Annotated in this window: 24 protein-coding genes; 16 read left to right on the top strand and 8 right to left on the bottom strand. The window is 58.5% G+C overall.

Annotated elements, in window-relative coordinates; genetic code table 11:
* Positions 1 to 11: 11 nt before the first annotated feature.
* A complete protein-coding gene (locus ACF6ZU_RS27385; protein ID WP_392888776.1) occupies positions 12 to 773 on the top strand; it encodes an Asp/Glu racemase in 762 nt (253 codons plus the stop codon).
* Here the strand turns inward: ACF6ZU_RS27385 and ACF6ZU_RS27390 are convergent, their stop codons facing one another.
* Complete coding sequence (locus ACF6ZU_RS27390; protein ID WP_392888778.1) at positions 774 to 1,676, bottom strand: LysR substrate-binding domain-containing protein; 903 nt, start codon at positions 1,674 to 1,676, stop codon at positions 774 to 776.
* Positions 1,677 to 1,863: 187 nt separating this feature from the next.
* On the opposite strand from ACF6ZU_RS27390, the gene ACF6ZU_RS27395 reads away from it, so the two are divergent.
* The 4 genes from ACF6ZU_RS27395 (at position 1,864) to ACF6ZU_RS27410 (ending at position 5,316) form a co-directional block, all read left to right on the top strand.
* On the top strand, positions 1,864 to 2,331 hold the full coding sequence (locus ACF6ZU_RS27395; RefSeq protein WP_392888780.1) for a RidA family protein: 468 nt from the start codon (positions 1,864 to 1,866) through the stop codon (positions 2,329 to 2,331).
* Between the two features lie 33 nt (positions 2,332 to 2,364).
* Entirely contained in the window at positions 2,365 to 3,750 is a 1,386-nt protein-coding gene (locus tag ACF6ZU_RS27400; RefSeq protein WP_392888782.1) for an amidase family protein, read from the top strand.
* Between the two features lie 74 nt (positions 3,751 to 3,824).
* Positions 3,825 to 4,610 (top strand): SDR family oxidoreductase, encoded by a 786-nt coding sequence (locus ACF6ZU_RS27405; protein ID WP_392888784.1) that lies wholly within the window; start codon positions 3,825 to 3,827, stop codon positions 4,608 to 4,610.
* Between the two features lie 10 nt (positions 4,611 to 4,620).
* The gene (locus ACF6ZU_RS27410; protein WP_392888786.1) at positions 4,621 to 5,316 is read left to right on the top strand and encodes a ribonuclease activity regulator RraA; all 696 of its coding nucleotides are present in this window, start codon (positions 4,621 to 4,623) and stop codon (positions 5,314 to 5,316) included.
* A gap of 48 nt (positions 5,317 to 5,364) precedes the next feature.
* On the opposite strand, the gene ACF6ZU_RS27415 is transcribed toward ACF6ZU_RS27410, so the two are convergent.
* From ACF6ZU_RS27415 to ACF6ZU_RS27430, 4 genes are all read right to left on the bottom strand, one after another.
* On the bottom strand, positions 5,365 to 7,401 hold the full coding sequence (locus ACF6ZU_RS27415) for an LTA synthase family protein (protein ID WP_392888788.1): 2,037 nt from the start codon (positions 7,399 to 7,401) through the stop codon (positions 5,365 to 5,367).
* 30 nt (positions 7,402 to 7,431) lie between these two features.
* On the bottom strand, positions 7,432 to 8,025 hold the full coding sequence (locus ACF6ZU_RS27420; protein ID WP_392888790.1) for a hypothetical protein: 594 nt from the start codon (positions 8,023 to 8,025) through the stop codon (positions 7,432 to 7,434).
* A complete protein-coding gene (locus ACF6ZU_RS27425; protein WP_392888792.1) occupies positions 8,022 to 9,320 on the bottom strand; it encodes an exo-alpha-sialidase in 1,299 nt (432 codons plus the stop codon). Before ACF6ZU_RS27425 ends, ACF6ZU_RS27420 begins: the two co-directional genes overlap by 4 nt.
* 340 nt (positions 9,321 to 9,660) lie before the next feature.
* Positions 9,661 to 11,358, bottom strand: coding sequence for a sigma 54-interacting transcriptional regulator (locus ACF6ZU_RS27430; protein WP_392888794.1), 1,698 nt, complete (start codon positions 11,356 to 11,358; stop codon positions 9,661 to 9,663).
* A 666-nt stretch (positions 11,359 to 12,024) separates the two neighbouring features.
* Here ACF6ZU_RS27430 and ACF6ZU_RS27435 point away from each other — a divergent pair.
* From ACF6ZU_RS27435 to catA, 8 genes are all read left to right on the top strand, one after another.
* Positions 12,025 to 12,279 carry a phenol hydroxylase subunit gene (locus ACF6ZU_RS27435; protein WP_392888796.1) on the top strand — a complete coding sequence of 85 codons (255 nt, stop codon included), beginning with the start codon at positions 12,025 to 12,027 and terminating at the stop codon, positions 12,277 to 12,279.
* A gap of 48 nt (positions 12,280 to 12,327) precedes the next feature.
* Entirely contained in the window at positions 12,328 to 13,320 is a 993-nt protein-coding gene (locus tag ACF6ZU_RS27440; protein WP_392888798.1) for an aromatic/alkene monooxygenase hydroxylase subunit beta, read from the top strand.
* Positions 13,317 to 13,589 carry an MmoB/DmpM family protein gene (locus ACF6ZU_RS27445; RefSeq protein ID WP_392888801.1) on the top strand — a complete coding sequence of 91 codons (273 nt, stop codon included), beginning with the start codon at positions 13,317 to 13,319 and terminating at the stop codon, positions 13,587 to 13,589. Before ACF6ZU_RS27440 ends, ACF6ZU_RS27445 begins: the two co-directional genes overlap by 4 nt.
* Before the next feature lie 47 nt (positions 13,590 to 13,636).
* Positions 13,637 to 15,148, top strand: a complete 1,512-nt coding sequence (locus ACF6ZU_RS27450; protein ID WP_392888803.1) for an aromatic/alkene/methane monooxygenase hydroxylase/oxygenase subunit alpha — start codon at positions 13,637 to 13,639, stop codon at positions 15,146 to 15,148.
* Between the two features lie 136 nt (positions 15,149 to 15,284).
* A complete protein-coding gene (locus ACF6ZU_RS27455) occupies positions 15,285 to 15,644 on the top strand; it encodes a phenol hydroxylase subunit P4 (RefSeq protein ID WP_392888806.1) in 360 nt (119 codons plus the stop codon).
* 10 nt (positions 15,645 to 15,654) lie between these two features.
* Positions 15,655 to 16,716 (top strand): NADH:ubiquinone reductase (Na(+)-transporting) subunit F, encoded by a 1,062-nt coding sequence (locus ACF6ZU_RS27460; RefSeq protein ID WP_392888809.1) that lies wholly within the window; start codon positions 15,655 to 15,657, stop codon positions 16,714 to 16,716.
* Between the two features lie 93 nt (positions 16,717 to 16,809).
* Positions 16,810 to 17,721 carry a transporter gene (locus ACF6ZU_RS27465; protein WP_392893947.1) on the top strand — a complete coding sequence of 304 codons (912 nt, stop codon included), beginning with the start codon at positions 16,810 to 16,812 and terminating at the stop codon, positions 17,719 to 17,721.
* A 220-nt stretch (positions 17,722 to 17,941) separates the two neighbouring features.
* Positions 17,942 to 18,871 carry a catechol 1,2-dioxygenase gene (gene catA, locus ACF6ZU_RS27470; protein ID WP_392888811.1) on the top strand — a complete coding sequence of 310 codons (930 nt, stop codon included), beginning with the start codon at positions 17,942 to 17,944 and terminating at the stop codon, positions 18,869 to 18,871.
* Between the two features lie 142 nt (positions 18,872 to 19,013).
* Here the strand turns inward: catA and ACF6ZU_RS27475 are convergent, their stop codons facing one another.
* From ACF6ZU_RS27475 to ACF6ZU_RS27485, 3 genes are read right to left on the bottom strand one after another with little or no spacing between them, the layout of a single operon-like run.
* Positions 19,014 to 19,919 (bottom strand): amino acid ABC transporter substrate-binding protein, encoded by a 906-nt coding sequence (locus tag ACF6ZU_RS27475; RefSeq protein WP_392888813.1) that lies wholly within the window; start codon positions 19,917 to 19,919, stop codon positions 19,014 to 19,016.
* A 37-nt stretch (positions 19,920 to 19,956) separates the two neighbouring features.
* Positions 19,957 to 21,297, bottom strand: a complete 1,341-nt coding sequence (gene potE, locus ACF6ZU_RS27480; RefSeq protein ID WP_392888815.1) for a putrescine-ornithine antiporter — start codon at positions 21,295 to 21,297, stop codon at positions 19,957 to 19,959.
* Between the two features lie 48 nt (positions 21,298 to 21,345).
* Complete coding sequence (locus tag ACF6ZU_RS27485; protein WP_392888818.1) at positions 21,346 to 22,020, bottom strand: DUF3313 domain-containing protein; 675 nt, start codon at positions 22,018 to 22,020, stop codon at positions 21,346 to 21,348.
* A 504-nt stretch (positions 22,021 to 22,524) separates the two neighbouring features.
* Here ACF6ZU_RS27485 and ACF6ZU_RS27490 point away from each other — a divergent pair.
* The 3 genes from ACF6ZU_RS27490 (at position 22,525) to ACF6ZU_RS27500 (ending at position 25,508) form a co-directional block, all read left to right on the top strand.
* Complete coding sequence (locus ACF6ZU_RS27490; protein ID WP_392888820.1) at positions 22,525 to 23,505, top strand: quinone oxidoreductase family protein; 981 nt, start codon at positions 22,525 to 22,527, stop codon at positions 23,503 to 23,505.
* 14 nt (positions 23,506 to 23,519) lie between these two features.
* The gene (locus ACF6ZU_RS27495; protein ID WP_392888822.1) at positions 23,520 to 24,368 is read left to right on the top strand and encodes a TauD/TfdA dioxygenase family protein; all 849 of its coding nucleotides are present in this window, start codon (positions 23,520 to 23,522) and stop codon (positions 24,366 to 24,368) included.
* An 87-nt stretch (positions 24,369 to 24,455) separates the two neighbouring features.
* A complete protein-coding gene (locus tag ACF6ZU_RS27500) occupies positions 24,456 to 25,508 on the top strand; it encodes a 3-keto-5-aminohexanoate cleavage protein (protein WP_392888825.1) in 1,053 nt (350 codons plus the stop codon).
* The last annotated feature ends 30 nt before the right edge of the window (positions 25,509 to 25,538 follow it).

Here is a 25,538-nt window from a genome sequence, read left to right on the forward strand (position 1 = left end):
CGGAGCTTCCCATGACAGTGCAGATAAACAGCATCCAGATCGCCCCGCCCACGGGCCCGGCGTATGGCGAGCAGCTACGCATCGGCTTGATCGCGCTGGCGGCAGACATTGCCATCGAACGTGATTTTCACCGTTTGGCCGCGACCGACGACGTCAGCGTCTTTACCTCGCGAATTCGTCAGGGCGAGCCCAACTCCGAGGCGACCTTCCGCGCGTTCGAAAGCGATATCCCTCAAGTGGCGCGCCTGATCCTGCCCAATTCGCGAGTGGACGTCGTGGTATTTGCCTGCACGGCCGCGTCGATGCTGATCGGTGCATCGCAGATCGAAGCGGCGGTGCAACTCGGGCGTCCGGGCGTTGCCGTGACCAATCCCGCGACCGCCGTGACCGAGGCGCTGAGGGCGGTTGGGGCCCGGCGCATCGCCATGCTCACGCCGTATACGCCGTCGGTGACCGAAACGGCGGTGGCGTTCATGCAAGGGCAGGGATTTGAGTTGCACAGCGTGGCTTGCCTGGGCATCGACCTGGACGATACCCATGCGCGGATCAGTGAAGAAGTGCTTTACCAGCAGGCGCTGGAGCTGGACTGGAAATCGGTGGATGCGATCTTCGTCTCCTGCACGGCCATTCGCTCATTGAACGTGATCGAACGGCTGGAGCGTGCCACCGGCAAAGTGGTGATCACCAGCAATCAGGCAACGTACTGGCATGCGTTGCGCCTCGGCAAGGCCAGCCCCTCGGTGAAGGGGTTTGGCCGCCTGTTCGAGTTCTGATCAGGGTTGTGCCGGCTGGCTGCCGGCACTTTTGACTTCCTTGAGCAGCCAGTCGCGGAAGGCCAGCACCGACGAACTCGGCACTTTGCGGTGCAACAGCAGGTAATTGCCGTGGCACTTCACGCCGACATCCGACAACACCACCAGGTTCTTCTGCTCGATGTCGGCCCTGACCAGTTCGACCGGGCATAACGCGACGCCATGGCCAGCGATGGCGGCGGTGCTCATCAAGTTGAAGTCTTCATAAATGATGCCGCTCAAGGGAGCCGACAGATCCAGCCCGGCGGAGTGGAACCAGGCCGTCCAGATATTGCGGTCGTTGTCGTGGAGCAAGGGCACGCGAGCGATTTTTTCCGGGCTTGAAAGGTCGCCGTATCGCGCCACGAACGAGGGGCTGCACAACGGCCGAGACTCACCGGAAAACAACGGCACGCCCACTTCGCTGCCGGTGACCGGCGTTTCCTGGTAACGGATCAATACGTCGCAGTCGGCACGCATCTCATCGGTTTCATGGGGCGCATAAATCACCCGGATGTCGATATCGGGGTGCGCCGCCATGAACTTCGGCAAGCGCGGGATCAACCAGCGAGAGGCAAAGGATGCGACCGAAGCGACCGCGATGGATCGGCCGTTTTTGGCGCGGATCACGTCTTCGCAGAAGTTCTGGATTTGCTGGAAGGAGTCGGTCAGCAGGTGGGAGAACTGCTCGCCGACCTGGGTCGGGACAACGCCGCGGCCGACGCGCTGGAGCATGGGCACGCCAAAATGGTCTTCGAGCTGTTTGATCTGATGACTGATGGCCGGGTGCGTGACGTTCAGCTCTGCGGCGGCTTTGGTGACGCTGCGCAAACGCGCGGTGGCTTCGAACGCTCTGAGGCTGGCCAGGGGCGGAATCGTCGGCATCGGATATCCCTCGAATACAGCGTTTAATCGTTAGTTTGATTTACAGGTTAGCTGAAAATTGTAACTTGTATCAAGCGTGTTATTCGTCGAATCTTCAAGTGTGATTTTTGCCTTGTGAAGTTTATTAAAGTCCGCTGTTGAATTGATATTAATCATAACTAATTGATTGTTTTTGCTGGGAGTTTAAATGAATAACTCGGGTGCAATATATGAGCGTATTTCAGCCGCCGGGATAACGCTAGTTCCTCCGGGGAAACCGGCGGCCTCTTATGTTTCTTTTGTTGAAACAGGAAAACTTCTGTTTCTGTCCGGGCATGTTTCCAAGCGCGAAGGAAAGTCCTGGGTCGGCCAACTGGGCAAGGACACCGACACCAACACCGGCGTGCTTGCGGCTCGCGCCATCGCCATTGATGTGCTGGGAACGTTGCAGGCTGCAACAGGGGACCTGTCGCGGATCGCCCGGGTCGTCAAAGTGCTGTGCCTGGTGAACAGCACCGGCGAGTACACCGACCACCATATCGTCGCCAACGGTTTTTCCGATCTGCTTGAAGACATCCTCGGCGAGTCGGGCAAGCACGCCAGGAGTGCGTTTGGCGTCGCGCAGATTCCGACTGGCGCCTGCGTCGAAGTTGAGCTGATTGTCGAACTGCACTGAAGCAAAAAACAGTCTGATCGAGGTGCGGATACGATGGCGACATTGACTGAAACAGCAGCAGCGCTGGCGAAGGGCAGGGTGACGGCGGTCGAACTGGTGACCGCCGCGCTGATCCGTGCCAGGGCTAGCGAGCATGTGTTCACCGAGCTCTTTGCCGAGCAGGCGATGGCGCAGGCCCGTGCCGCGGATATCCGGCGGGCGAACCAGCGAGCGTTGGGGCCACTGGATGGTGTCCCGTTCGCGGTGAAAGATTTGTTTGATGTGCGCGGCCGCAAGACGTTGCTGGGGTCCTTGACCCGGATTGGCGAACCCGCCGCCGCAGCCGATGCAACTGTTGTCGCGGCCATGAAGGCCCAAGGCATGATCGCGCTGGGAAAAACCGGCATGAACGAGTTTGCCTTCTCCGGCCTCGGTCTGAACCCGCATTTCGGCACGCCCACGGCGGATTTTCCGGGTCTCGAACCCCGGGCCCCGGGCGGTTCTTCGTCAGGTTCGGCGGTGGCGGTGCAGCGCGGGATCGTCACCGCCGCAATCGGCAGCGACACGGGCGGCTCGATCCGCGTGCCTGCCGCCTTCAACGGTCTGGTGGGCTTCAAAAGTTCGCCGGAGCGTTATGACCTGAGCGGCGTCCATCCATTGGCGCCGAGCCTGGACAGCCTAGGGCCGATTGCCCGTACCGTCGGCGACTGCGTGTTACTCGATGCCACCATGCGCGGCTTGACCAAGCCGTCGGTAAAGGCTGGCGCGCCGTCCGGCTACAGGTTTGTGGTTGAGCAGGGCGTGCTCGACGACGCCCGACTGGCGCCGGCGGTGCTGCAAAACCTGATGCATTGCGTTGAACAACTGCGAACGGCGGGCGCCCTCGTCGAATTCAGAACCCTCGACAGCGTGCAGCAGGTTCGGCAACTGATTGTCCGTGACGGCTGGCTCGGCGCGATTGAAGCGTGGGAGCAGCTGCGCGATGTGGTGCTGGGCCCGCAAGGGACTCAAATGGATCACCGGGTCAGCGCCCGGCTGCACGTGGCGGCAAAGATTCCCGCCGACCGTGCCGACGCGATCCGGTCTGCCCGCGCCCGATTGATCAAAGCCATCGCCACTGAGCTGGAGGGAGCGGTGCTGATCATGCCGACGGTGCTACACGTCGCGCCATTGCTGGCACCACTCGAGCAGGACGATGAACTGTTCACCGCCACCAACATCGCGACTCTGTCGCTGACCATGATCGGCAGTTTTCTCAACATGCCGGGGCTGGCCATGCCGTCCGGCATCGATGCGGAAGGGCTGCCGACCTCCATGCTGTTTTCCCTGCCCCAAGGACACGACGATGAACTGCTCGCCTGCGGCCTGGCCGTCGAACAAACCCTGCAGCCTGGCCAAGGCTGTGCACCTCAAACACTTGCTGCAGCGGCTCGCACCTGAAGGCACGCGTTCACCGAACGGCGCTGGCGTGAGCACTCAAACCAACAACTCCAAAAAAGACTGAAGAGGTAGGCATGGACCTGAAAATCAAAGGCAAAACCGCACTGGTCATGGGCGCGGGTGGCGGGCTCGGCGGGGTGATTTCGCAAACCCTGGCCGCAGAGGGCGCCAACGTGGTGGTGGCTGACATCAACCTGGATGCCGCGCGCGAAACCCTCGACGCTATCGAGTCCGCAGGCGGCAAGGGCCTCGCCCTGGCGTGGGACCTGGGTGACCTGGCGCAGGTGGAGACCAACATCGCGTTGATCGAAGCGCACTTCGGTGGCGTCGACATCCTGGTCAACAACACTGGCGGCCCACCACCGACGCCGGTTTCCGGCCAGGATCCGGCCCTGTGGCTAAAGCAGTTTCAAGGCATGGTGTTGTCGGTGATCGCCATCACTGACCGGGTGTTGCCGGGCATGCGCGAGCGCCGGTGGGGGCGCATCGTCACCAGTGCTTCGTCGGGGGTCGTGGCGCCGATTGCCAACCTCGGTATTTCCAATGCGCTGCGCCTGTCCCTGGTGGGTTGGTCGAAGACGCTCGCCCGTGAGGTCGCCCGCGATGGCATCACCACCAACATCATCCTGCCGGGGCGCATCGCTACGGCGCGGATTCATTTTCTCGACGAGAAAAAGGCCGAGCGAGAGGGGCGTAGCGTCGAAGCCGTGCGAAATGAAAGCACGGAGTCGATTCCGGTCGGGCGCTACGGTGATCCGCAGGAGTACGCCGATACCGTGGCCTTTCTGGCCAGCGCACCGGCTTCCTACATCACAGGCTCTGTCATCCGTGTGGATGGTGGGCTGATTCCAAGCATTTAGGGAGAACGCCATGAGCCTCGATCCATCGATCAAAGAAATCCTTAGCGGCATCTCCACCGCGACGTTGACCACGGTGCTGCTGAAAAAGGGCCTGCGCAATGTCTGGCTGCGCGGCACGCGACCGTTGCAACCCGGACAACCCCGGATTGTCGGGCGCGCCTTCACTTTGCGGTTTGTGCCGGCACGTGAAGACCTGGCCACGCCGGAGTCCTGGTCGTCACCGATTTCCACCCGGGCCGCCATCGAAGCCATGCCCGAAGGTTGCGTGGCCGTGGTGGATGCCATGGGCGTGACTGACGCCGGCATCTTCGGCGACATCCTCTGCGAACGGATGCAGCGACGCGGCGTGGCGGCATTGGTTACCGATGGCGTGATTCGCGACGTTGCCGGCGTGCGCGGCACACATTTGCCGGTGTGGTGCCAAGGCGTCGCCGCGCCGCCATCCGTGGCCGGCCTGACGTTTGTGAACTGGCAGGAAGCGATTTCCTGTGGCGGTGTGGCCGTGTTTCCTGACGATGTGATCGTGGTGGATGACGATGGCGCCGTGTTGATCCCCAAAGCGCTGCTGGAGGAAATCGTCGTGGTGGCGGCTGAACAGGAGCGGCTCGAAAACTGGATCATGCGTCAGGTTCAGGAGGGCGCGACGCTACCGGGTCTGTATCCGCCTAATGCGCAGAACAAAGCCCGGTACGAGGCTGAGCGTTAGCCATCAACATGAGCGGCCGCAGGGTGGCCGCTTTTGTGGCTGTCCCGATCACTTGCGCACGTTCTGGTACAGCATCAACCTTGAAGTTTCATGCATGCCCCGGGTCAGTTCCACCAGGCGCTTGAACTCTTCAGGGTTTTGCGGGGCGACGTTGTCCAGCGGCGTCGCCGAAGCCAGGTCGTGCAGCGTTGGCGAACTGCCGTCGTGCTCCATTTGCACCATGAAGTGTTGGGTCACGCCGGCAATCACCGGGAACGTGCCTTCGCGCAACACCAGCGGCACCACGCGCTCACCTTCGGGCGCAGGCTGCTGGATATCGCGTCCCAGTCCGCTGTTGCGAAACTCGAGGCCGGCCATGCCGGCCACGGTGGGCAGCAAATCCACCAGGCCAACGGCTTCCTTGACGGTGCGCGTGCCGAGCAGACCCGGTGCGTGGATGATCATCGGCACCGCGTTGCTTTCCAGACCCAGTTGCTCGTACGCCGGCGCCAGGAAAGGGATCTGCGCGATGCGGGTGTTATGGTCGCCAAACAGCACGAAAATGGTGTTGTCGTAGTAACCGCCGGCCTTGGCGATTTCCATCAGGCGGCCGATGTTGAAGTCCAGCAGGCGCACGGCGTTGTACTGCTCGACACTGCGCGACCCGGCAGCCTGAACTTCCGCCAGGGTAGGGTGCTTGACCTCGAATCCGTCATTGCTTTTGGGGATCGTGAAGGGACGATGATTGCCCGCCGTTTGCACATAGGCAAAGAACGGTTTGTCCTTGGGCAGCGCTTGCAGGACCTTGTCGGTTTCCTTGAACAGGTCCAGGTCCGAGATTCCCCAGACATCCACGACCGGGGATTTCCAGTCCCGCTCTTCGAGCAGTCGGACCCCGTCGATGCTTTGCCGGATCAAGGCGTTCATGTTGGCCCAGCCGGAGTTGCCGCCGATGGTGTAGATCTTCTCGTAACCGGTGAAGGCATTGATCAGCGTGTGCTGTTTGGTGATCAGCGGATTACGCGTCGCGGTTTCCTGGCGGGTCACGTCCGGAACCCCGCTGATGCTGGCCCACACGGTTTTCGCGGTGCCGGTGACCGGAACGTAGAAGTGCTCGAAGAACCAGCTCTGCGTGGCCAGGCGGTCGATATTGGGGGTCGGATTGAGCGGGTTGCCGTAGGCGCCGACGGCGCTGGTGCCCAGCGATTCGAGCATGACAAACATCACGTTCGGCGGCCGCGAGCTCGAAACCTTGTAGGGTTGTGGCGCCTGATGACGGACGAAGTTCAAGGTGTGCGGGTCTGGCTGGTCGACCCCCAGGTACTTGGCGATTACCGCGTAATGTTCACGCACCTGCGCTTCGTCATAGCGCGACTGGCCGACCTTGACCGTGTCGTAGAAAAAAATCACCGGGTTCAGGCCCAATGCAGCGACCTGGTTGTTGCCAGAGAAGAAGGCATCGCTCCAGCGCAAAGGCACCGGGTTTTCCAGGTTCATGTTCTCGACACGGCCCAGGATGCCCAACAGTACCAGCACCACCATCAGCGCACCTCCCCATGTCGCGGAGAGCGGGTGGATGACTTTACGGGGGCGATCCAGCGTCACCCGTTCCAGGCGCACCAGGGCCAGCGTCACCAGCACGACGGTCGTCAGCCAGCCCAGTGAGATCCAGATCACCGGGTAGGTTTGCCAGACCATGTCACGGGAGATTTGCGCGTCCTCGATAAAACGCAGCACGGTGGCGTTGATCCTCACGCCCAGGTAGGCGTAATGGCCAAAATCGACGATATAGACAAGGAGCAGGGCGCCTATGGCCAGGGCGATGTAGGCGCGTGCCAATCGGCGAAGCAGTTGGCTGCCGAGGAGATTCCAGCGCGGAATCCAGGCCAGTATTGCCAACGGCAGCGTCACCAGAATGGCCAGGCGCAGGTCGAAGCGAAAGCCGATGCCGAGGGTCTCCAGGACGGCATTGTCCTCGCTCAGTACCTTGGGGTCGAAACCGGAGAAACCGAAAAAGAACACCACCCGCAGCAGCGCAAACAGCACAAACGCGATCGCTGTTGCACCGAGCCAATAATGTAAACGTCTTGAATGCAGCCAACCCATCCCTGTTCCCCTGTTAAAAGTTTCGGTCTTTCATTGAGCACTGAGCGTACTCAGCCAGCCATAGGTCCAGCGCACCGCAAGCGCCAGCAATGCCACGCAGCAATACAGACCCAGTAGAGGATCAACCAGATAATCCCAATAGTTGTGTGAAGGTTTTATCCCGACAATGAAGGCCAGGGTAGCGCTCGCCAGCATCACGACGGCGAGGTAGCTGCGCTGGTAAAACAGGCCAATTGTGAGCAGTGCAACGACGATCAGCATTGGGCGTGGGCTGAATCCGAGCCGGTACGGGTCCAGATACGTCAGACCGAGCGTTGCCGGGTAGAGCACCAGCGCCATGGCGGCGAAGATGATCAATACGGTTGTCGCGCTTTGCTGTGCAGGTTGCAGGAAGCCCAACTTACGCAAGCAGCCCCATACCATGAACACCAAGGTTGTAATCGCTAGGTCATCGATGTGGCTGCGCAAGTACGCCGCCAACGACAAGCCATTCAGCGGTATGAAGCTGGCTGCCAGCAACGCGATCAACAGCACAATCCGCGCGGCCTTGTTCAGGCCGAAAGAGGGCAGCAACAAAAAGATGATCATTGTGAAGCTGAAATGGGCTTGCCACAGGGTGATCATTTGGCGAGCTCCGACAGCCATGCATCGTTGAACGTGACGTGCTTGATGAAGGTGTTGTTCCAGGAATAAACCAGGTGATACATGCCGTCGGGACTGCGGATGAAGTACGGGTATTCATACTCGAAGCTGCAGCCTTGAGCGTCACACACCCGGCTGTCGAGGTTGTCCAGGAACTGTGCCTCCAGCGGCTGGCGCAGTGCGCCACTGGACCCGCGGAACTCTTTGCCGATGATTGCCTTGTACGCCTCGGGAGAAAACGTATCGCCTTCCGGATCAGGCGATTTGTCGAGGTCCCGCAGCGAGCGCCAATCGTCCATTTTCGCGTCGGTGCCATAGAGGCTCAGTTTGAAGCGGCCGTCCTGCAAGTCATTGAGTGCCACCAGCAAGCCATGGTCGGGTGTGGCGACGGCCGCCAACGAGGAATTGGGATTCGAAGGGTCGAGCGGATAAGGCTCGCTCCAGGTTTGCCCGGCGTCTTCGGTACGCGTCGCCAGTACTCGATGGTGAGTGTTGCCGGCGTAGCGCAACAAGGCGATACCACGCTGCCCATCCAGCGGAACGACCGTGGGCTGCAATGAGTTGTTGCCATGGCTGATGCGGAATTTATCGATGACCTCACCGTCTGCGCTGAGGTACAGGTACTCGGAAAACTTGCCCAGAAACTCGTGATAGACCGGCAAGCCAATGGAACCGTCGGCGTGAAAGACCGGAGCCGAACGCACCAGCGTGCTGATATTCAGAAACGGCGAGGTGATCAACTGGCGAGGCTCGGACCACTGGCGGCCGTAGTCGTCAGAGACCATCACATTGACCGCGCTCCCGGCCCAGCCCCCCATGGACACCGACACGTAGAACAACCAGAGACGGTTATCCGGTGCCAGCGCAATAACCGGATTGCCCAGTTTGCGGATGTATTTGCCAGTGCCTTGCTGGGTCGAATCCCGAGTCGCCAATACCTGTTCAGCCCCCCATTCGCCGGTTTTCGCATCGAAGCGGGCAGAGCGCACTTGCACATCGGAAGCGCCTTCGCGAGTGCCGGCGAACCACACCGACATCAGGCTGCCATCGGGCAAGGCCGTTACCGCCGAGGAATGCACGAAATCCACCAGGCCGGATGAGGCAAAACGGCTGGTATAGATGGGTTTGGCGACTTGATCAGCCACGGCCCTCACGGGATTCATCAGGGCAAAGGAAGAATGGACCGGTGCGGGATGGGTGAACCATGCGACCGCAAACAGACAAGAAAGGGCGACGTAAGCCCCGAGGGCAGGGAGGGTGGGGAATTGGATGCGCATAATTATTCTGTGCATCTCGTTATTATGTTGGGCGCGTAACCTATCACCTATAGTTACGAACCCTGTCTTTGGCGAGCCAGGGTTTTGTAAGCAAATGTTTGTAGCGTGTTGTTCGCGTTTGCGTGAAGTCGAGACTCCATGGCAATCAATGGCTTGTAACAATCATACCGTTGATCGTAAATTTGACATTGCGGTGGGTGAAACCGGATCCCAGCCGGGATTTGGGATTGAATCTGGCGATCACCCGTTCCATGCAGCGTTTCGACCTTGTTTCACGGAGGAGAAATGTGAACGGCTAAAGATGAGTCGTTATCAGCCCCATAACACTGGAGTACCTGTGTCAGTTTTCTCCCAAGTAGCCAGGCAACTTCTTCAACCGGTAGGCCAGCGCTGGTCTGGTCATCCCAAGAAGGCGCGCGGCCTCAGACACATTCTGATTAGCGCGATCCATGGCGCCCTGTAGCAACTGTTCCTCCAGACCGTCCAGGGTTATCCCCATATCGAGCAACTGATTGACCCACGCTTCATCAGGCTCCAGCTTCTGACTGATCAAGTTGCCCTCGCTCGACAATCCGATGCTAAGCGCTTCAACAGACATGTGTGGGAACAGTGCGTCCACCGAAATACTCTGATTGTTGTCCGTGATGATCACGCCACGCTCTATGAGATTCTCAAGCTCGCGAATGTTGCCGGGCCAGTCATAGCGAAGGCAGGCTTCACTGGCTCGATCGGACAACCCGAGGGTTTTTTTCTGGTAGCTCAAATGCAGCTTTTCCAGGAAGTGCTCGATCAAAAGCGGAATGTCTTCCTGACGATCGCGCAGTGCTGGAATTCGAACGGGATAGACGTTCAGCCGATAGTAGAGGTCGGCCCGAAAGCGTCCTTCTTTTACGGCTTTGCCGAGGTCCTCGTGCGTGGCGCCGATAACCCGAACATCGACATGTCGGGTTTGGCTATCGCCCACTCGCTCGAGTTCACCCTCTTGCAAAACCCGCAGCAGGCTCGCTTGCGCACGAGGCGTCAGCTCGATGATTTCATCGAGAAACAATGTGCCCCCATCGGCCCGCTCGAAGCGCCCCATACGAGATTGCTGTGCCCCGGTGTAGGCACCTTTTTCAACACCGAACAGCTCGGCTTCAATCAAGTCTGGCGTAATGGCCGCACAGTTCAGCGCAATGAAAGGCCCGCCCGCGCGCTCACTGCGCAAATGCAAACTACGGGCGATGACTTCCTTGCCGACCCCCGTCTCACCGAGCAGCAACACGGAAGCTTTACCAGGTGCAACCTTGTCAATCAGTTCACAGGTCTTTCGGTAATTGGCGGAGCGACCGATCCCGTAAAACTGGCCTGCACGCAACTGCAGGCGTTCGTTCATGTTTTCGACCTGAAGTTGCAGGGTGCGCAATTCATCGATGATCGGATCGCTCTGGAAGTAGCGCATGAACGTATCGGCATCCTCCCACTCCTCGGCGGGCTTGCCGATAATTCGACACTGGCTGTCTCCACAGCCTCGGCAGCTGACTTCCTTGTAGATAATCTGCCGGCCGATGAAAAAGGATGAATAACTGATCGCATAGCCCAGCAGCATCCAGCAAATCGGCTGCTCGGAATGAAGTTGTTCACTCTGGTGATTTTCCACTTCAAACGAGTCAATCCATTCGATGTCGGCGTAAAAGGTTCCGGCCTCGATATCGATGTCCATCACCACCGGACGCACGTTGACCATTCCCTTGAGCGAGTGCAGTTGGGGGCCTATCAGGAACATGTCGATGTCGCTCCCGTTCGGCCGCAATTTGCGAGCCAGCTGGGCATCTTTGAGTCCGGACTGATAGCCCAGCCGAAGGAAAAACCCCTTCGCGCGCTCCTCGCCAATCATCTCGATCAGCTCCCGACGAAATGACGCCATCGAGGACACCTGCATCAACAGCATCCGTTGTTCATCAAGCCAGATTTTTCCTTCACTGCCGAGGAAGTGAATGCGATCGGTCAGATCCTTGAGCAGTGTGGAATGCTCGGAGGCTCGGTATTTCATGGTCATGCAAACGCACCCCTATCTCTTTTTGTTTGTGGGGATGAGTCGGTTCCGATGCCTAGGCTGGGGCATTTTGAGGTCCCGACGCAGTACTGCCGTAACGATTGAGCACCTGTAAAACTCCTGTATAGAACGGACTGAAAACGGACTGAATGTCAACTTTCAAACAGGGTTGTCCATATGAACAATGGTAGTCGTCCGTTTTCATCAAATGATGAAAAGATACGACACCAGACTCGGTAAAAGTGAGCCAATTCAAAGTATTAAAAGTAGGCCAATGGCGCTTTGATCAGTCATATACCTCAAGTCCGAGTCGCCATACGCTTCGCCTGGAGCGCTGAACCCGACAACGCAGGGGAACGCGAACCCCCGGCGTGAAGCATCGAAATACCGTCCCCAAAAAACACCTCGGGTTTCTGGCGCGCCGGCCAATGCAATGTTCCTCCCAACAATTGCTCATTTGCTCAAACCAGCTCGTTTGCGATTCATCAAAAGATAAATTCCCGAAAGTGTGCGCTCACCTGAAAAGGCTGCACTGCAGCTTCAAACTTGTGCGAGCTACAAACTAACCATTTGAATCTTATAGTTTTTATTTGATGAGTTTGCGTGGCTGCGAACAATGGCACCGTTGTTGCTCTCTCCCCAAACATAACAACAGGGGAGCACCCGAGCATGAAACAACCAGGCAGCACGTTCGATCAGATGCCGCGCTACGTCCGTGTACGTAGCCAGCCAGAAGATCCCTTTGTCGAATTTGATTTCGCCATCGGCTACCCCGAGCTGTTTGTCGAACTGGTGTTGCCACATCAGGCATTCAAGCAATTCTGCGCAAGCAACCATGTGCAACACATGGATGCGCAGATGTCCGAGGCTCTCGACGCGGACGCGCGCAAGTGGCGCTACGGCGAAACCCGCGACCCTGACTAAGCCGCCCACCAGCATCCCACCAGAACAATAACCACAGGAGTCCACTCCATGAGTGTCGAGATCAAGACGACCACCGTCGAGACGATCCGCAACACCTTCAGCCACACCCGTCGCCGGTTTGGCGACAAGGTGGCCAGCCGTTATCAGGAAGCCAGTTTCGACCTGGAATCAGCGACCAATTTTCACTATCGGCCGCTGTGGCAGCCGGACAAATTGCTCAACGATGCCACTCGCACTGCGGTGGTCATGGCTGACTGGTACACCGTCAGCGACCCTCGCCAGTACTACTATGGCGCCTACGTTCAGGCTCGGGCCAAGATGCAGGAAAATGCCGAGCACGATTACGCGTTCTGCGAAAAGCGCGACATGCTGGCCGGCCTGACCAGCGCCAATGTCCAACTGATCAGCACGTTGCTGTTGCCCCTGCGCCACGCCGAGATGGGCGCGAACATGAACAACAGCAACATCGCCGCCGACGGCTTCGGCACCAGCGTCACGCAGATGCATATGTTCCAGGCCATGGACCGTTTGGGCATCGCCCAATACCTGTCGCGGATTGGCCTGATGCTCGATGACGGCGATGTCCTGCTGCTGGCCCAGGCCAAGCAGCAATGGCTGAACGATCCCGCGTGGCAGGGAATGCGCCGCTACGTCGAGGACACCCTGGTGGTGCGCGATTGGTTCGAATTGACCGTGGCGCAGAACCTGGTCAGCGACGGTCTGGTGTACCCGCTGCTGTTCCAAAAACTCGACGAACAGCTGACGGCCAACGGCGCCGGGCAGGTCGGCATGCTCACCGAGTTCATGCGCCTGTGGTTCGCCGAGAGCCAGCGCTGGGTCGATGCGCTGCTTAAGACCGTGGTCAACGAAAGCCCTGAAAACAAAGCGCTGGTGCAAGGCTGGATCGATCACTGGAGCGAGCGTTCGGTCGATGCCCTGCGTCCGCTGACCGGACTCGGTCTCGATGAATCGGCACTGGATGCCGTGTGCACCGAATTCGCTGCCCGACTGAAAAAGATCGGACTTGGAGCCCGCCCATGACTTCCCTCGTTTACATGAACCTGCAGGACACCGACTACGCCCGATCGATCGTCGACGCCATCGTGCAGGACAACCCTCAGGCGCAGATTCAGCACCAGCCATCGATGATTCGCATCGAGGCCGAGGGCCGGCTAGATATCCGTCGCGAAACGGTCGAGCAACTCACCGGCAGCCCTTGGGATATCCAGGAAATGCTGATGTACGTGATCACCCTGGGCGGCAACGTCGTGGAAGAGGACGACAGCTTTTCCCTGTACTGGAACAGCTGATCGCGCCGGTAGCCACTGATCCATAACAAGAATTCGGGAGCGCCATCATGGCCGTGAAAAAACGCCTTAATGCCAAAGAAAAATACCGCTGCATGACCCGTGACCTGGACTGGGAGCCGAGCTACCAGACCCATGAGGACATCTATCCACACGAGCGTTTCGAGGGGATCAAGATTACCGACTGGGACAAGTGGGAAGACCCGTTCCGCCTGACCATGGACACCTACTGGAAATACCAGGCCGAGAAAGAGAAAAAGCTCTACGCGATCTTCGATGCGTTCTCGCAGAACAACGGGCATACCACGCTGTCGGACGCCCGTTATGTCAACGCGCTGAAGCTGTTCCTGTCCGGTGTCACGCCACTGGAATATCAGGCCTATCAGGGTTTCGCGCGAGTCGGTCGGCAGTTCAGCGGTGCCGGTGCGCGCATCGCCTGCCAGATGCAGGCTATCGACGAACTGCGCCACGTGCAGACCCAGATCCATGCGATGAGTCACTACAACAGGCACTTCAATGGCCTGCATGATTTTGCTCACATGCATGACCGCGTGTGGTTCCTCTCGGTGCCCAAATCGTTCTTCGAAGATGCGCGCACCGCCGGCCCGTTCGAGTTCCTGACAGCGATTTCTTTTTCGTTCGAATACGTGCTGACCAACCTGCTGTTCGTGCCGTTCATGTCCGGCGCGGCGTTCAACGGTGACATGGCCACAGTGACCTTCGGCTTCTCCGCACAGTCCGACGAAGCCCGACACATGACCCTCGGCCTGGAAGTGATCAAATTCCTGCTCGAGCAGCACGAAGACAACGTGCCGATCATCCAGCGCTGGATCGACAAGTGGTTCTGGCGCGGTTACCGCCTGCTGACGCTGGTGGGGATGATGATGGACTACATGCTGCCCAACAAAGTCATGTCCTGGTCCGAAGCCTGGGGCGTGTATTTCGAAGAGGCGGGCGGGGCGTTGTTCAAGGACCTGGAGCGCTATGGCATCCGTCCGCCCAAGCATGTCGAAGAGGCGAACATCGCCAAGGACCACGTCAGCCATCAGGCCTGGTCGATCTTCTATCAGTACAGCCAGGCGACCAACTTCCATACCTGGATGCCCACTGACGAAGAGCTGGACTGGCTGTCCTCCAAGTACCCGGACACCTTCGACAAGATCTACCGCCCACGCTTCGAACACTGGCGCGCACTGCAAGAGAAGGGCGAGCGCTTCTACAACCCGACTCTGCCGATGCTCTGCCAGATTTGTCAGATCCCGCTGTCGTTCGGCGAGCCGGATGACCAGACCACCCTCAGCCATCGCAGCGCCGAGCATGAAGGCGAGCGTTATCACTTTTGTTCCCAGGGTTGCTGCGACATTTTCGAGTACGAGCCGACCAAGTACATCCAGGCCTGGTTGCCAGTACACCAGATCCTGCAGGGCAACTGCGGTGGCGGCGATGTCGAGTCGGTAGTGCGCGACTACTACAACATCAACGCCGGCCAGGACAACTTCGAGTACCTGGGCTCCACCGAACATCGACGCTGGCAGGACTGGCACCCAGCCAAGGCCGGCTGACACAACCAAGAACCCTTGTAGGAGTGAGCCTGCTCGCGATGAGGCCATCACATTCACCTTATTCAGCGCCTGTTGCACCGCCATCGCGAGCAGGCTCGCTCCTACAGTTCAACTGACAAAAATAAGGAAAAACATCATGCCCGTGACAGCCATCGCCGCCTACGACGCCCAACCCCTGGACCGCCAGGACAATTTCCACGGCCTGCAACTGGTGTACTTGTGCTGGGAAAAACACCTGATGTTCTGCGCGCCCTTTACCTTCCCACTGCCACCGGCCATGCCGTTTGGCGACTTCATCGAACAGGTGGTCAAGCCCTCGATTGCCCAGCACCCGGACGCGTCGCAGGTCGATTTCAGCCAGGCGCTGTGGCGACTGAACGATCAACCGTTCACACCTGACTACAGCGCCAGCCTGATCGGAAACGGTATCGACCACAAAAGTCTGCTGCACCTGAACACACCAGGGTTGAACGGCATCGCCGGCACTTTTAACTGAGGAATCGGTCATGAGCTACCAAGTAACCATCGAGCCCACCGGCGAACAAATCGAGGTGGAGGAGGGACAGACCATCCTGCAGGCAGCATTGCGTCAGGGGGTCTGGCTTCCATTCGCCTGCGGCCACGGTACCTGTGCCACCTGCAAGGTTCAGGTGCTCGAAGGTGAGGCAGATTTGGGGGCGGCGTCTTCGTTCGCCTTGATGGATATAGAGAGGGATGAAGGCAAGGTGTTGGCGTGCTGTGCGATCCCTCAAAGCGACATGGTGATTGAGGCCGACATCGACGCCGATCCGGATTTTCTCGGCCATCCCGTCGAGGATTACCACGCGACCGTCACGAAACTGGTGGACTTGTCGCCCACCATCAAAGGCGTGCACTTGAAGCTTGATCGGCCGATGGCGTTTCAGGCAGGCCAGTACATCAACCTGCAATTGCCCGGGATTGAAGGAACGAGGGCGTTCTCTCTGGCCAATACGCCTCAGCATCCGGATGAAGTTGAACTGCATGTCCGTCGTGTAGAAGGCGGGCTCGCGACGACCATGATCCACGATGAGCTTTGCGTCGGTGACGCGGTAGAGCTTTCCGGACCGTATGGCCAGTTTTTCGTGCGCACTTCTCAAAGCGGCGACCTGATTTTCATTGCCGGTGGTTCGGGGCTGTCCAGTCCTCAGTCGATGATTTTCGATCTGTTGGAGAGCGGCGATACCCGCCAGATTGTGTTGTTCCAGGGGGCACGTAATCGAGCTGAACTCTACAACCGCGAGTTGTTTGAAGCGCTTGCGCGCGAGTTTACCAACTTCACTTACGTGCCCGCGCTCAGCCAGGCGGCGGACGACGCAGAGTGGGCCGGGTACAAGGGCTACGTGCACGACGCTGCGAAACAACACTTCGAAGGGCGCTTCAGTAACCGCAAGGCCTACTTGTGCGGGCCACCGGTGATGATCGATTCCGCTATCACGTGCTTGATGCAGGGGCGGTTGTTCGAGCGTGACATTTTCATGGAGCGTTTCTACAGCGCCGCCGATGGAGCCTCTGAAAGCACGAGATCGGCGCTGTTCAAAAGGATCTGATTCCACCGCAGGAAAAAAACCGTCAGTTCTGCTGGTTGCCCGATGACCCGCAGGATTGCGGCTGACTATAAAAACAACAAAAGGTCATCAACTATGAAAGCAGCATCAACCAAGTCCCGCGTTCGTCATCTGTGCCATGCCGGTTTTAGTTTGTTGGCCGCCGCGAGTATTGAAGTACAGGCCACCGAGAACGGTGGTTCCTCTTATCCCATGGGCTCTGAAAACTACATGTCGGGTGCAATGCCTCCACCGGGGTTGTATTCGCAGTTTTTTATCAACCACTACGAAGCCGATTCGCTGCGCGACAACAGTGGCGACAAAGTACCCGTGGATTTCAGGGTGCGCGCGAACGCCATTGCGCCACGGTTGATTTGGGTCACTGAACAGAAACTGTTGGGGGGAAGCCTGGCCTTCCATGCCATTGCGCCGCTTGTGGATTTGAAAGTAGAGGTCAACGGCCAATCACAAAGCAAACAAGGGTTGGGCGATATGATTTTTGGCCCGGCACTGGGTTTTCATCACAGCGAAAAACTTCACAGCATTGTGGCCTTGGATTTCATCGCCCCGACGGGAGAGTACGACAAAAATGATTTGGCCAACATCGGGCGAAACTACTGGGTGGTCGAACCCGTATTAGCGATTTCTTACATCGACCCGAATGGGTTGAACATCGATGCCAAGACGATGTACGACTTCAACCTTCGCAACAAAGATACCGACTACCGATCCGGTCAGGAACTGCACATGGATTACGCAGTAGGTTGGGGACTGGGGAATGGCTGGGTAGTCGGTGTAGGCGGTTACCTTTATCAGCAAACCACAGACGATCGGCAGGATGGCGATCGCATAAAAGATAACAAGGGCAAGGTATTCGCCATCGGCCCGTCGGTGAAATACACCAGTAACAAGGGATGGTTCCTGACGGCTAAATGGCAGCAGGAGACCGAGGTGCGTAACCGTGCGCAAGGCGATGCCTACTGGATCAAGTTGACCGTCCCTTTTTGACTGGCACACCCCTTGTTCAGGGCGCGCCTACGGCGTGGGGGCCGATAGCGTTCTGATCGATTTACTCAGGCTCCCTGTCCTGGGCAAAGCCCGCGCCCCTTGGCGGGCTTGTTTTCTCTACAACCAGCAGGCGCACCACCGAACCTGTTGGTACAGAGTGTGTTGACCGTCAAGTTAGCGTTTTTACCGATGCCCTAAAAATAACTGATGAGGATTAATCATGAGCGTGAAGATTTCCCACACTGCCGACGTTCAAAAGTTTCTCGAAGAAGCCAGCGGCCTGCATAACGATGCCGGCGATGCGCGAACCAAAGCCCTGATCCACCGCATCTTGCGTGACTCGGTAAGCATCATCGAAGACCTCGCGGTAACTCCGGAAGAGTTCTGGAAAGCGGTCAACTACCTCAACGTGCTGGGTACGCGCCAGGAAGCAGGGCTGGTGGTGGCGGGGCTTGGTCTGGAGCATTACCTCGACCTGCTGATGGACGCCGAAGACGAGCAGGCCGGTCAATCCGGCGGCACACCGCGCACCATCGAAGGCCCGCTGTACGTCGCCGGCGCGCCCCTTTCCCAAGGCGAAGCGCGTCTTGATGACGGTGTCGATCAGGGCGTACCGCTGTTCATGCAAGGCCGGGTGTTCAATACCGTCGGCGAACCTTTGGCGGGCGCCGTGGTGGATGTCTGGCACGCCAACACTGGCGGTAGCTACTCTTACTTCGACTCCACGCAATCGGACTTCAACCTGCGCCGCCGTATCGTGACCGACGCCGACGGGCGTTACCGTTTCCGAAGCATCGTGCCGTCGGGCTACGGCTGCCCTCCGGACGGTCCGACTCAGCATCTGCTTGATCAATTGGGGCGCCACGGCCAGCGTCCAGCGCACATCCACTTTTTCATCTCCGCGCCGGACCATCGCCACCTGACCACCCAGATCAACCTCGATGGCGATGAATACCTGCACGACGATTTCGCTTACGCCACCCGTGACGAGCTGATCGCCAGGATCACCTTCAGCGACGACCAGAAGCGTGCGAGCGACTATGGCGTTAGCGGGCGTTTTGCAGAAATCGAATTCGACTTTACGGTGCAGAAGACAATCGAGCCTTTGGAGCAGCAACGTAAAACCCGCGTGCGCGCGTTGGAGTGTTAGTTCATCTCGCCGTGTGCAAGCTTTAGGGAAAAGGGTGTGTCCTTGAGCCCAACACTACCGTGCTTGCACAGTAGTGTTGGGCTTTTACATCTCATGGGGGGTTGGCCGACGTATAGGACCATGTAAACCAAGTCGGCTGTTCCTACGGGATCGCATATACCTTGAACAGCTTCTTGTCCGTTTTACTGATGCCGCCCAGATAGTTCACATACGCCTGCTCAATCCCCCCCGTTCGATACAGGTCACTCAACACGGTATCAACCAGCAAGCGGAAGTCTTCATCGGTTCGATCAACCGCCATTGCCGCCGGCGAGTACTCAAAAACCCGATCCAGCAGGCGCAGATTTCCAGAGGAGTAGTGATGGTCGAGAAGGTTCTTCAGCACCATCCGTTCCCCGAAAAAAGCATCTGCTTTGCCCTCCGCGACACGGCTGAGGCCCTCTTGAGCATTCTCGACGGTGAGCAGAGTGGCCACGACCCCGAGCAATCGCATTTGCTGACGGAGCCAGGCTTCGGTCACTCCGCCGGCGGTGGCAGCATAGGTCTGGTTGGCCAGACCATGGTTGAGGGTGGCGCGCCAGGTTGGGCCGGTTTGGGCCACTTTTCCGTTCAACACATTGAGTAGCGCGTCGGGTGCGTTCTGGCGTACAACCACCGACAAACCCGCCGTGTAGATCGGCACCGAAAAGCTCACTTGCTTGCGTCGCTCCAGAGTGAGGGGCGTTGGTGTGCAGAGGATGTCGACTTTGCCCGAACTGACGGCGTCTATCCCATCAGTGGTGGTGACGGGCTGGAAGCGCACCTGCAACCCTGGCAATCCCAGTTCGGTCTTCACCTTGTCGGCGATTTTCAGGCAAAGCTCGATGGCAAAACCGGTGGCGTTGTCGCCAGACTGGATGCTGAAGGGTCCGAAGTTCGGCAAATAACCGAGGTTGAAGGTGTTGCTCTCCCGCACGCGTTCCAGGGTGCCGGCACCGGCAAGCCCCGATATCAGCGTGAACAGGCAGACGAGCAGCACGTTGAGGCCTTTGGTCCGTTTCACGCTCATACCTTGGCTCCCTGCATGCGGACGTCTGGATTTGCCGTCAGGCATTGTCTGTATTGACCTGCGCGGCTGGAGGGTTCTCGACAAAACGCTTGGAAAGAAAGCCATAAAGCAGGTAGCCGAACGCCAGGACAATGAGGCCACCGAACACCGCATCCTTGCCGCAGGCAACGAGGGCATAGAGGGAGTAGCTCATGGCAATCAGCAACAAGATCGTGTTGCGGGTGTAGATGCTCGCACTGACTCTGGCTTTGTACATCATGACCAGCAGGCCGGTGGCCGCCGTCACGTAAGGAATCAGGTTGGTCACGGCCGCAAGGCTGACGAGCTTAGTGAACTGCGCGCTGGCATTGGGCGAAATGGTCGACAACGCCATCAATGTCTGCAACACACCGCAGGCCAGCATGCCGAGGATGGGGGCGTCCCGTTTGCTGACCTTGCGGAACAGGGACGGAAACATATTCTGGTCCGCGGTCATCTTGGCGGTTTGCGCCAGGGTGAACTGCCAGCCCAGCAGCGATCCGACACAGGCCATCACGGCCAGCGCCATGATGATATTGCCGACCGTGGGGTTGAACATTTGCGCGTAGACGAGGGCAAAGGGGGCCGAGGCGTTGGCCAGTTCGGCATTGGGAATAATGCCCTGGATGACCGTGGTCGACAGTACATAAACCACCGCGGCACCCAGCGTTCCGAGCAGACAGGCCAGCGGAACGTTGCGCTTGGGATTTTCCACGGCATCGGAGGCTTGCGCCGCCGACTCCATGCCGAGGAACGCCCATAGCGTCAGCGGAATCGCCTTGCTGATGGCTTCCTGAATGGGCAGGTTGTTCGGGTTCCAGGCGGCTGCGAATACGTCGGGCTTGAACCAGAACCACCCGATAATGCTCAATCCGGCTACCGGGATGATGACTCCCCAGACGGTAATTGCACCGATCCTGCCGGTGATGCCCGGGCCACCGAAGTTGGCCACCGTGGTCAACCAGAGTAGGCCCACCGTACCTACGAACAGCGGGATGGCCCCTGTCCCCAGCCAGGGTACAAAGGAGGTCATGTACCCCACTGCGGAAATGGCGACGGCAACGTTGGCAATGGCCAGCGAAAGAAAGTACAGGTACGAGCACAGGAAAAACCCCGATTTGGCGTGCGCCTCTTCGGTGTAGGCGGACAACCCTCCGGGGCGCGGGCAGAAGATCCCGCACTGGGAAAAACAGTAGGCGATCGCCATGGACCCGATGGCGGTAACGATCCATGACAGCAAGGACACGGCGCCCAATTGCGCCATGCTCGTCGGTAGCAGAATGATGCCCGAACCCATCATGTTTACCGTCACCAGTGTGGTGAGGCCCATGAGGTTCATTTTCTTGCTCGAGTCGGCCATCGCGTTCTCCTTGATGCCTTCGAGGTCAAGCCGGGCACCGCCCCGGCATCATTTGATGAACGCTTGCAAATCCTGAGTCAGCTTGTCGATCGCCACTTTGAAGTCCTTGGTCGTGATCTTTTGGCTTTGGTTTTCCAGGGTGCTGCCAAAGACTTTACGCACCACTTTGGCCACAGTCTGGTTGGTGCTTGCATCGATGAATTCGGTCTCGATGAACAGGGTGGTTTCCTGATCACGATGGCCACTGATGGCGGAGACACCCCCCACGACGGCGGCGACCGGGACCACTTCGTACCACTTCATGCCTTCGTTCTCGGCATTCACCCCGGTGATCGCTGCTCGCATGATCAACGTCTTGGCACCGGCCGGTGCTGCTTTTGCATTCGACACGATTCGATATTTCAGGCCCAAGACGCTTTTGGCTTTGCTGGTCATGTAGCTCTGCAATTCATCCAGGGTTTGCCGGTTGACCCGTTCGTTAGGCTTTGGCGCCGGATAGAGCTCAAGCTTGTTGAAAACCACGGTGTTATAGGCATCCGGATTCCAGGAGGGGGCCACCCAGCGCATCGCTGTTTCGCCACTGGGTGTGGTGACCTGCTGCAAGTTGTTGTAGTTGGACAGGAAACCTGAGTATTGCTCACGCTCGGTGACTTTCGAGGTGCAACCGCCGAGCAACAGGGCCGCCAGGGCAGCGCTGATAAACACTTGTCGTGAGACGTTCATAAGGGTGTTTGCTCCAGGATTAATCAGTCTTTCTTTATCCCTGTCGGGCAGAAAAGTTGCTGTTTCATCGATGTAATTTTGCTCGGAACAGCCCTGTGCAGAGGGCTTCTTCCGTCATTAATGAATATTTGTGAATATCGATTGAATTTATACGCTAGTTCGTTTTTGTAGCTTGTAAAGCCGCCGCAAGAGCTTTTATCCAGCAAAGATATAAGTACTGTGGTGGCGCTATTTTGGCTTTTGAAATTAGAGTGAAAAGTTATAAGGGTTTCTGCACTTGCGCCTGTTGATTCAATGAACTTGATAGAGCGTGAGTGCTCCCCTTAACGCCCCATCTAACCTATCTGTACGCGCCCCGTTTACAGCGAGATCCCCCACGATCGCTGTCACGAAATGAAAAGCCATTGTCGTCTGATGAGAAGCGGCTCAACTAACGGAGTCCTACAGTCCAGTCAGCGCAATTCGACGCAGCTCGCCAATAATGCAGACTGGGGAATAACAAAAATGGCCAAAGCCGTACGCTTTCACGAAACCGGTGGTCCCGAAGTGCTTCGCTACGAAGAGGTCGAAGTCGGCGATCCCGGTCCAGGCCAGGTCCGGCTCAAGCATGTGGCCGTTGGCCTGAACTATGCCGACACCTACTTTCGCAATGGCACCTATGCGATCCCGATGCCCAACGGCATGGGCGTTGAAGCGTCCGGCGTGGTCCAGGCCATCGGCGAGGGCGTGACCAACGTACAAGTGGGGGATCGCGTTACCTACACAGGTTTCCTCAACACCCTCGGCGCCTACAGCACCGAGCGCCTGATTCCCGCTGCGCCGCTGATCAAGCTGCCGGAAACCATCAGTTTCGAAACCGCTGCGGCCATGACCATGCGCGGGCTGACCTCGTCGTACCTGATGCGCCGCATCTACGATTTCAAGGCGGGCGACAGCATTTTGCTGCATGCCGCTGCGGGCGGTGTCGGCCTGATTGTTTCGCAATGGGCCAAGTTGCTCGGCCTCAACGTCATTGGCACCGTCTCCACGGACCTCAAGGGTGAAATCGCCAAGGCCCATGGTTGCGACCATGTCATCAACTACAGCCACGAAGATGTCGCACAGCGGGTTCGCGAGCTGACTGACGGCGTGGGCGTCAACGTGGTGTTCGACAGTGTCGGCAAGAACACTTTTGCCGGTTCGCTGGACTCGCTCAAGCGGCGCGGCTTAATGGTCTGTGTCGGCACCGCGTCCGGGCCGATTCCGGCATTCGACCCGGTGATGCTGGCAATGAAAGGCTCGTTGTTCCTCACTCGCCCGGCACTGGCTGACTACATCGCCGACCCGGTGGAAAAGGCCGAGCTCGCTGGTGAGCTGTTCGATCACGTCGGCAGCGGTCGGATCAAGATCGAAATCAACCAGCACTACGCCTTGCAAGATGCCGTGCAGGCCCATCGAGACCTGGAATCACGCAAGACCACCGGCTCGTCGATTTTCGTCATTTAAGGAGGTTGTCCGCCATGAAAGTCGAACAATTGACCTGCAATATCGGCGCGGAGCTGATCGGAGTGAGCCTTGCCGATGCAGTCCATGACGCCGATCTTTTCGCCGAGATTCGTGCCCAGCTGGTCAAGCATCGTGTGGTGTTTCTGCGTGATCAGGACATCACCCGTGCCGAGCACGTGGCGTTTGCCCGGCGTTTTGGTGAGCTGGAGGATCATCCGGTGGCCGGCAGCGATCCGGACCATCCGGGGCTGGTGCGCATCTACAAGAACCCGGACCAGCCGATGGATCGCTACGAAAACGCGTGGCATACCGATGCGACCTGGCGTGAATCCCCGCCAATGGGCTGCGTACTGCGTTGCGTGGAGTGTCCGCCCGTCGGCGGCGACACCATGTGGGCCAACATGGTCGAGGCCTATGCGCAGTTGCCGGATGACGTGAAGGTGAAAATTGCCGACCTGCGCGCCCGCCACAGCATCGAAGCGAGCTTCGGCGCGGCCATGCCGATCGAGAAACGCCTGGCGCTCAAGGCGATGTACCCGGATGCCGAGCATCCGGTCGTGCGCACCCACCCGGAAACCGGAGAGAAGGTGCTGTTCGTCAACGCGTTCACCACTCACTTCAGCAACTACCACACCCCGGATCGGGTCCGCTTCGGTCAGGACGCCAACCCCGGCGCGAGCGAACTGCTGCGTTATCTGGTCAGCCAGGCGTACATCCCCGAGTACCAGGTGCGCTGGCGCTGGAAGCCCAACAGCATTGCCATCTGGGACAACCGCAGCACCCAGCATTACGCGGTCATGGATTACCCGCCGTGTCACCGCAAGATGGAACGCGCCGGGATCATCGGCGACAAGACGTTCTGATCGAACGCACCTGCATCCGCACTCGTAAGCACGTCTGCCCGGCATGACCCCGGGTGGGCGAGACAATCATAAGAAACGGAGTACACCATGCAATTCTTTGACGATTCCCTGCACCCGGAAAACATGGAGAAGGTGGTCATCACCGTGGCCCCTTACGGCCCGGAATGGATGCCGGAGGACTTCCCCGAAGACATCCCGCTGACCATGGACGAGCAGGTGCAGAAAGCGGTCGATTGCTATGAGGCCGGCGCGACCGTGCTGCACCTGCACGTGCGTGAACTCGACGGCAAGGGCTCCAAGCGCCTGTCCAAGTTCAACGAACTGATCGCCGGCGTGCGTGAAGCCGTGCCGGACATGATCATCCAGGTCGGCGGTTCGATTTCCTTCGCCCCTGAAAGTGACGGTGAAGCGGCCAAATGGCTGTCTGACGACACGCGCCACATGTTGGCCGAGCTGACGCCGAAACCTGATCAGGTGACGGTGGCGATCAACACGACGCAAATGAACATCATGGAATTGCTCTATCCGGAATACCTGGAAGGCACCTCCCTGGCCAATCCGTTGATCCACGCCGCCTACAGCGAGATGACCGTTCCGGCCGGTCCTGCCTGGGTGGCCGAGCATCTCAAGCGCCTGATGGACAACGGGATCCAGCCGCACTTCCAGCTGACGGGCATGCATGCCATGGAAACCCTCGAACGTCTCGTGCGCAAGGGCGTGTACATGGGCCCGCTGAACCTGACGTGGATCGGCATCGGTGGCGGTTTCGACGGCCCCAATCCATTCAACTTCTTCAACTTCATCCACCGCGCACCGGACGGTTGCACCCTGACGTCCGAGTCGCTGCTCAAGAACGTCATGCCGCTCAACACCATGTCGATGGCCATGGGGCTGCACCCGCGCGTGGGCAATGAAGACACTATCATTGACCATAAGGGTGAGCGTTTCGGCTCCGTGGCGCAGATCCAGCAAACCGTGCGCATTGCTCACGAACTGGGTCGCGAAATCGCCACCGGCAAGGAAGCCCGCGAGATCTATCGCATCGGTGTCCAGTACTCGAGCATCGAAGAAACCCTGCAGGCCAACGGCATGGCCCCGAACCGCAAGGCCGGGCAGAAAGGCGTGCCGCAACGCGGCTGACCGGAATCAGGACGAGAGGCCGGTGCCTCT

Origin of the sequence: Pseudomonas migulae (assembly GCF_043225285.1) — a bacterium.
Lineage (GTDB): Bacteria > Pseudomonadota > Gammaproteobacteria > Pseudomonadales > Pseudomonadaceae > Aquipseudomonas > Aquipseudomonas migulae_C.

What these genes read in the sequence shown, in the direction of transcription:
- ACF6ZU_RS27395 (WP_392888780.1), top strand. Translation starts at nt 1,864, where the DNA reads ATGAATAACTCGGGTGCAATATATGAGCGTATTTCAGCCGCCGGGATA.
- ACF6ZU_RS27410 (WP_392888786.1), top strand. Translation starts at nt 4,621, where the DNA reads ATGAGCCTCGATCCATCGATCAAAGAAATCCTTAGCGGCATCTCCACC.
- ACF6ZU_RS27400 (WP_392888782.1), top strand. Translation starts at nt 2,365, where the DNA reads ATGGCGACATTGACTGAAACAGCAGCAGCGCTGGCGAAGGGCAGGGTG.
- ACF6ZU_RS27420 (WP_392888790.1), bottom strand. Translation starts at nt 8,025, where the DNA reads ATGATCACCCTGTGGCAAGCCCATTTCAGCTTCACAATGATCATCTTT.
- ACF6ZU_RS27455 (WP_392888806.1), top strand. Translation starts at nt 15,285, where the DNA reads ATGCCCGTGACAGCCATCGCCGCCTACGACGCCCAACCCCTGGACCGC.
- ACF6ZU_RS27485 (WP_392888818.1), bottom strand. Translation starts at nt 22,020, where the DNA reads ATGAACGTCTCACGACAAGTGTTTATCAGCGCTGCCCTGGCGGCCCTG.
- ACF6ZU_RS27500 (WP_392888825.1), top strand. Translation starts at nt 24,456, where the DNA reads ATGCAATTCTTTGACGATTCCCTGCACCCGGAAAACATGGAGAAGGTG.
- ACF6ZU_RS27430 (WP_392888794.1), bottom strand. Translation starts at nt 11,358, where the DNA reads ATGACCATGAAATACCGAGCCTCCGAGCATTCCACACTGCTCAAGGAT.
- ACF6ZU_RS27450 (WP_392888803.1), top strand. Translation starts at nt 13,637, where the DNA reads ATGGCCGTGAAAAAACGCCTTAATGCCAAAGAAAAATACCGCTGCATG.
- ACF6ZU_RS27475 (WP_392888813.1), bottom strand. Translation starts at nt 19,919, where the DNA reads ATGAGCGTGAAACGGACCAAAGGCCTCAACGTGCTGCTCGTCTGCCTG.
- ACF6ZU_RS27425 (WP_392888792.1), bottom strand. Translation starts at nt 9,320, where the DNA reads ATGCGCATCCAATTCCCCACCCTCCCTGCCCTCGGGGCTTACGTCGCC.
- ACF6ZU_RS27445 (WP_392888801.1), top strand. Translation starts at nt 13,317, where the DNA reads ATGACTTCCCTCGTTTACATGAACCTGCAGGACACCGACTACGCCCGA.
- ACF6ZU_RS27460 (WP_392888809.1), top strand. Translation starts at nt 15,655, where the DNA reads ATGAGCTACCAAGTAACCATCGAGCCCACCGGCGAACAAATCGAGGTG.
- ACF6ZU_RS27415 (WP_392888788.1), bottom strand. Translation starts at nt 7,401, where the DNA reads ATGGGTTGGCTGCATTCAAGACGTTTACATTATTGGCTCGGTGCAACA.
- ACF6ZU_RS27490 (WP_392888820.1), top strand. Translation starts at nt 22,525, where the DNA reads ATGGCCAAAGCCGTACGCTTTCACGAAACCGGTGGTCCCGAAGTGCTT.
- ACF6ZU_RS27440 (WP_392888798.1), top strand. Translation starts at nt 12,328, where the DNA reads ATGAGTGTCGAGATCAAGACGACCACCGTCGAGACGATCCGCAACACC.
- ACF6ZU_RS27465 (WP_392893947.1), top strand. Translation starts at nt 16,810, where the DNA reads ATGAAAGCAGCATCAACCAAGTCCCGCGTTCGTCATCTGTGCCATGCC.
- ACF6ZU_RS27495 (WP_392888822.1), top strand. Translation starts at nt 23,520, where the DNA reads ATGAAAGTCGAACAATTGACCTGCAATATCGGCGCGGAGCTGATCGGA.
- catA (WP_392888811.1), top strand. Translation starts at nt 17,942, where the DNA reads ATGAGCGTGAAGATTTCCCACACTGCCGACGTTCAAAAGTTTCTCGAA.
- ACF6ZU_RS27385 (WP_392888776.1), top strand. Translation starts at nt 12, where the DNA reads ATGACAGTGCAGATAAACAGCATCCAGATCGCCCCGCCCACGGGCCCG.
- ACF6ZU_RS27405 (WP_392888784.1), top strand. Translation starts at nt 3,825, where the DNA reads ATGGACCTGAAAATCAAAGGCAAAACCGCACTGGTCATGGGCGCGGGT.
- ACF6ZU_RS27390 (WP_392888778.1), bottom strand. Translation starts at nt 1,676, where the DNA reads ATGCCGACGATTCCGCCCCTGGCCAGCCTCAGAGCGTTCGAAGCCACC.
- ACF6ZU_RS27435 (WP_392888796.1), top strand. Translation starts at nt 12,025, where the DNA reads ATGAAACAACCAGGCAGCACGTTCGATCAGATGCCGCGCTACGTCCGT.
- potE (WP_392888815.1), bottom strand. Translation starts at nt 21,297, where the DNA reads ATGGCCGACTCGAGCAAGAAAATGAACCTCATGGGCCTCACCACACTG.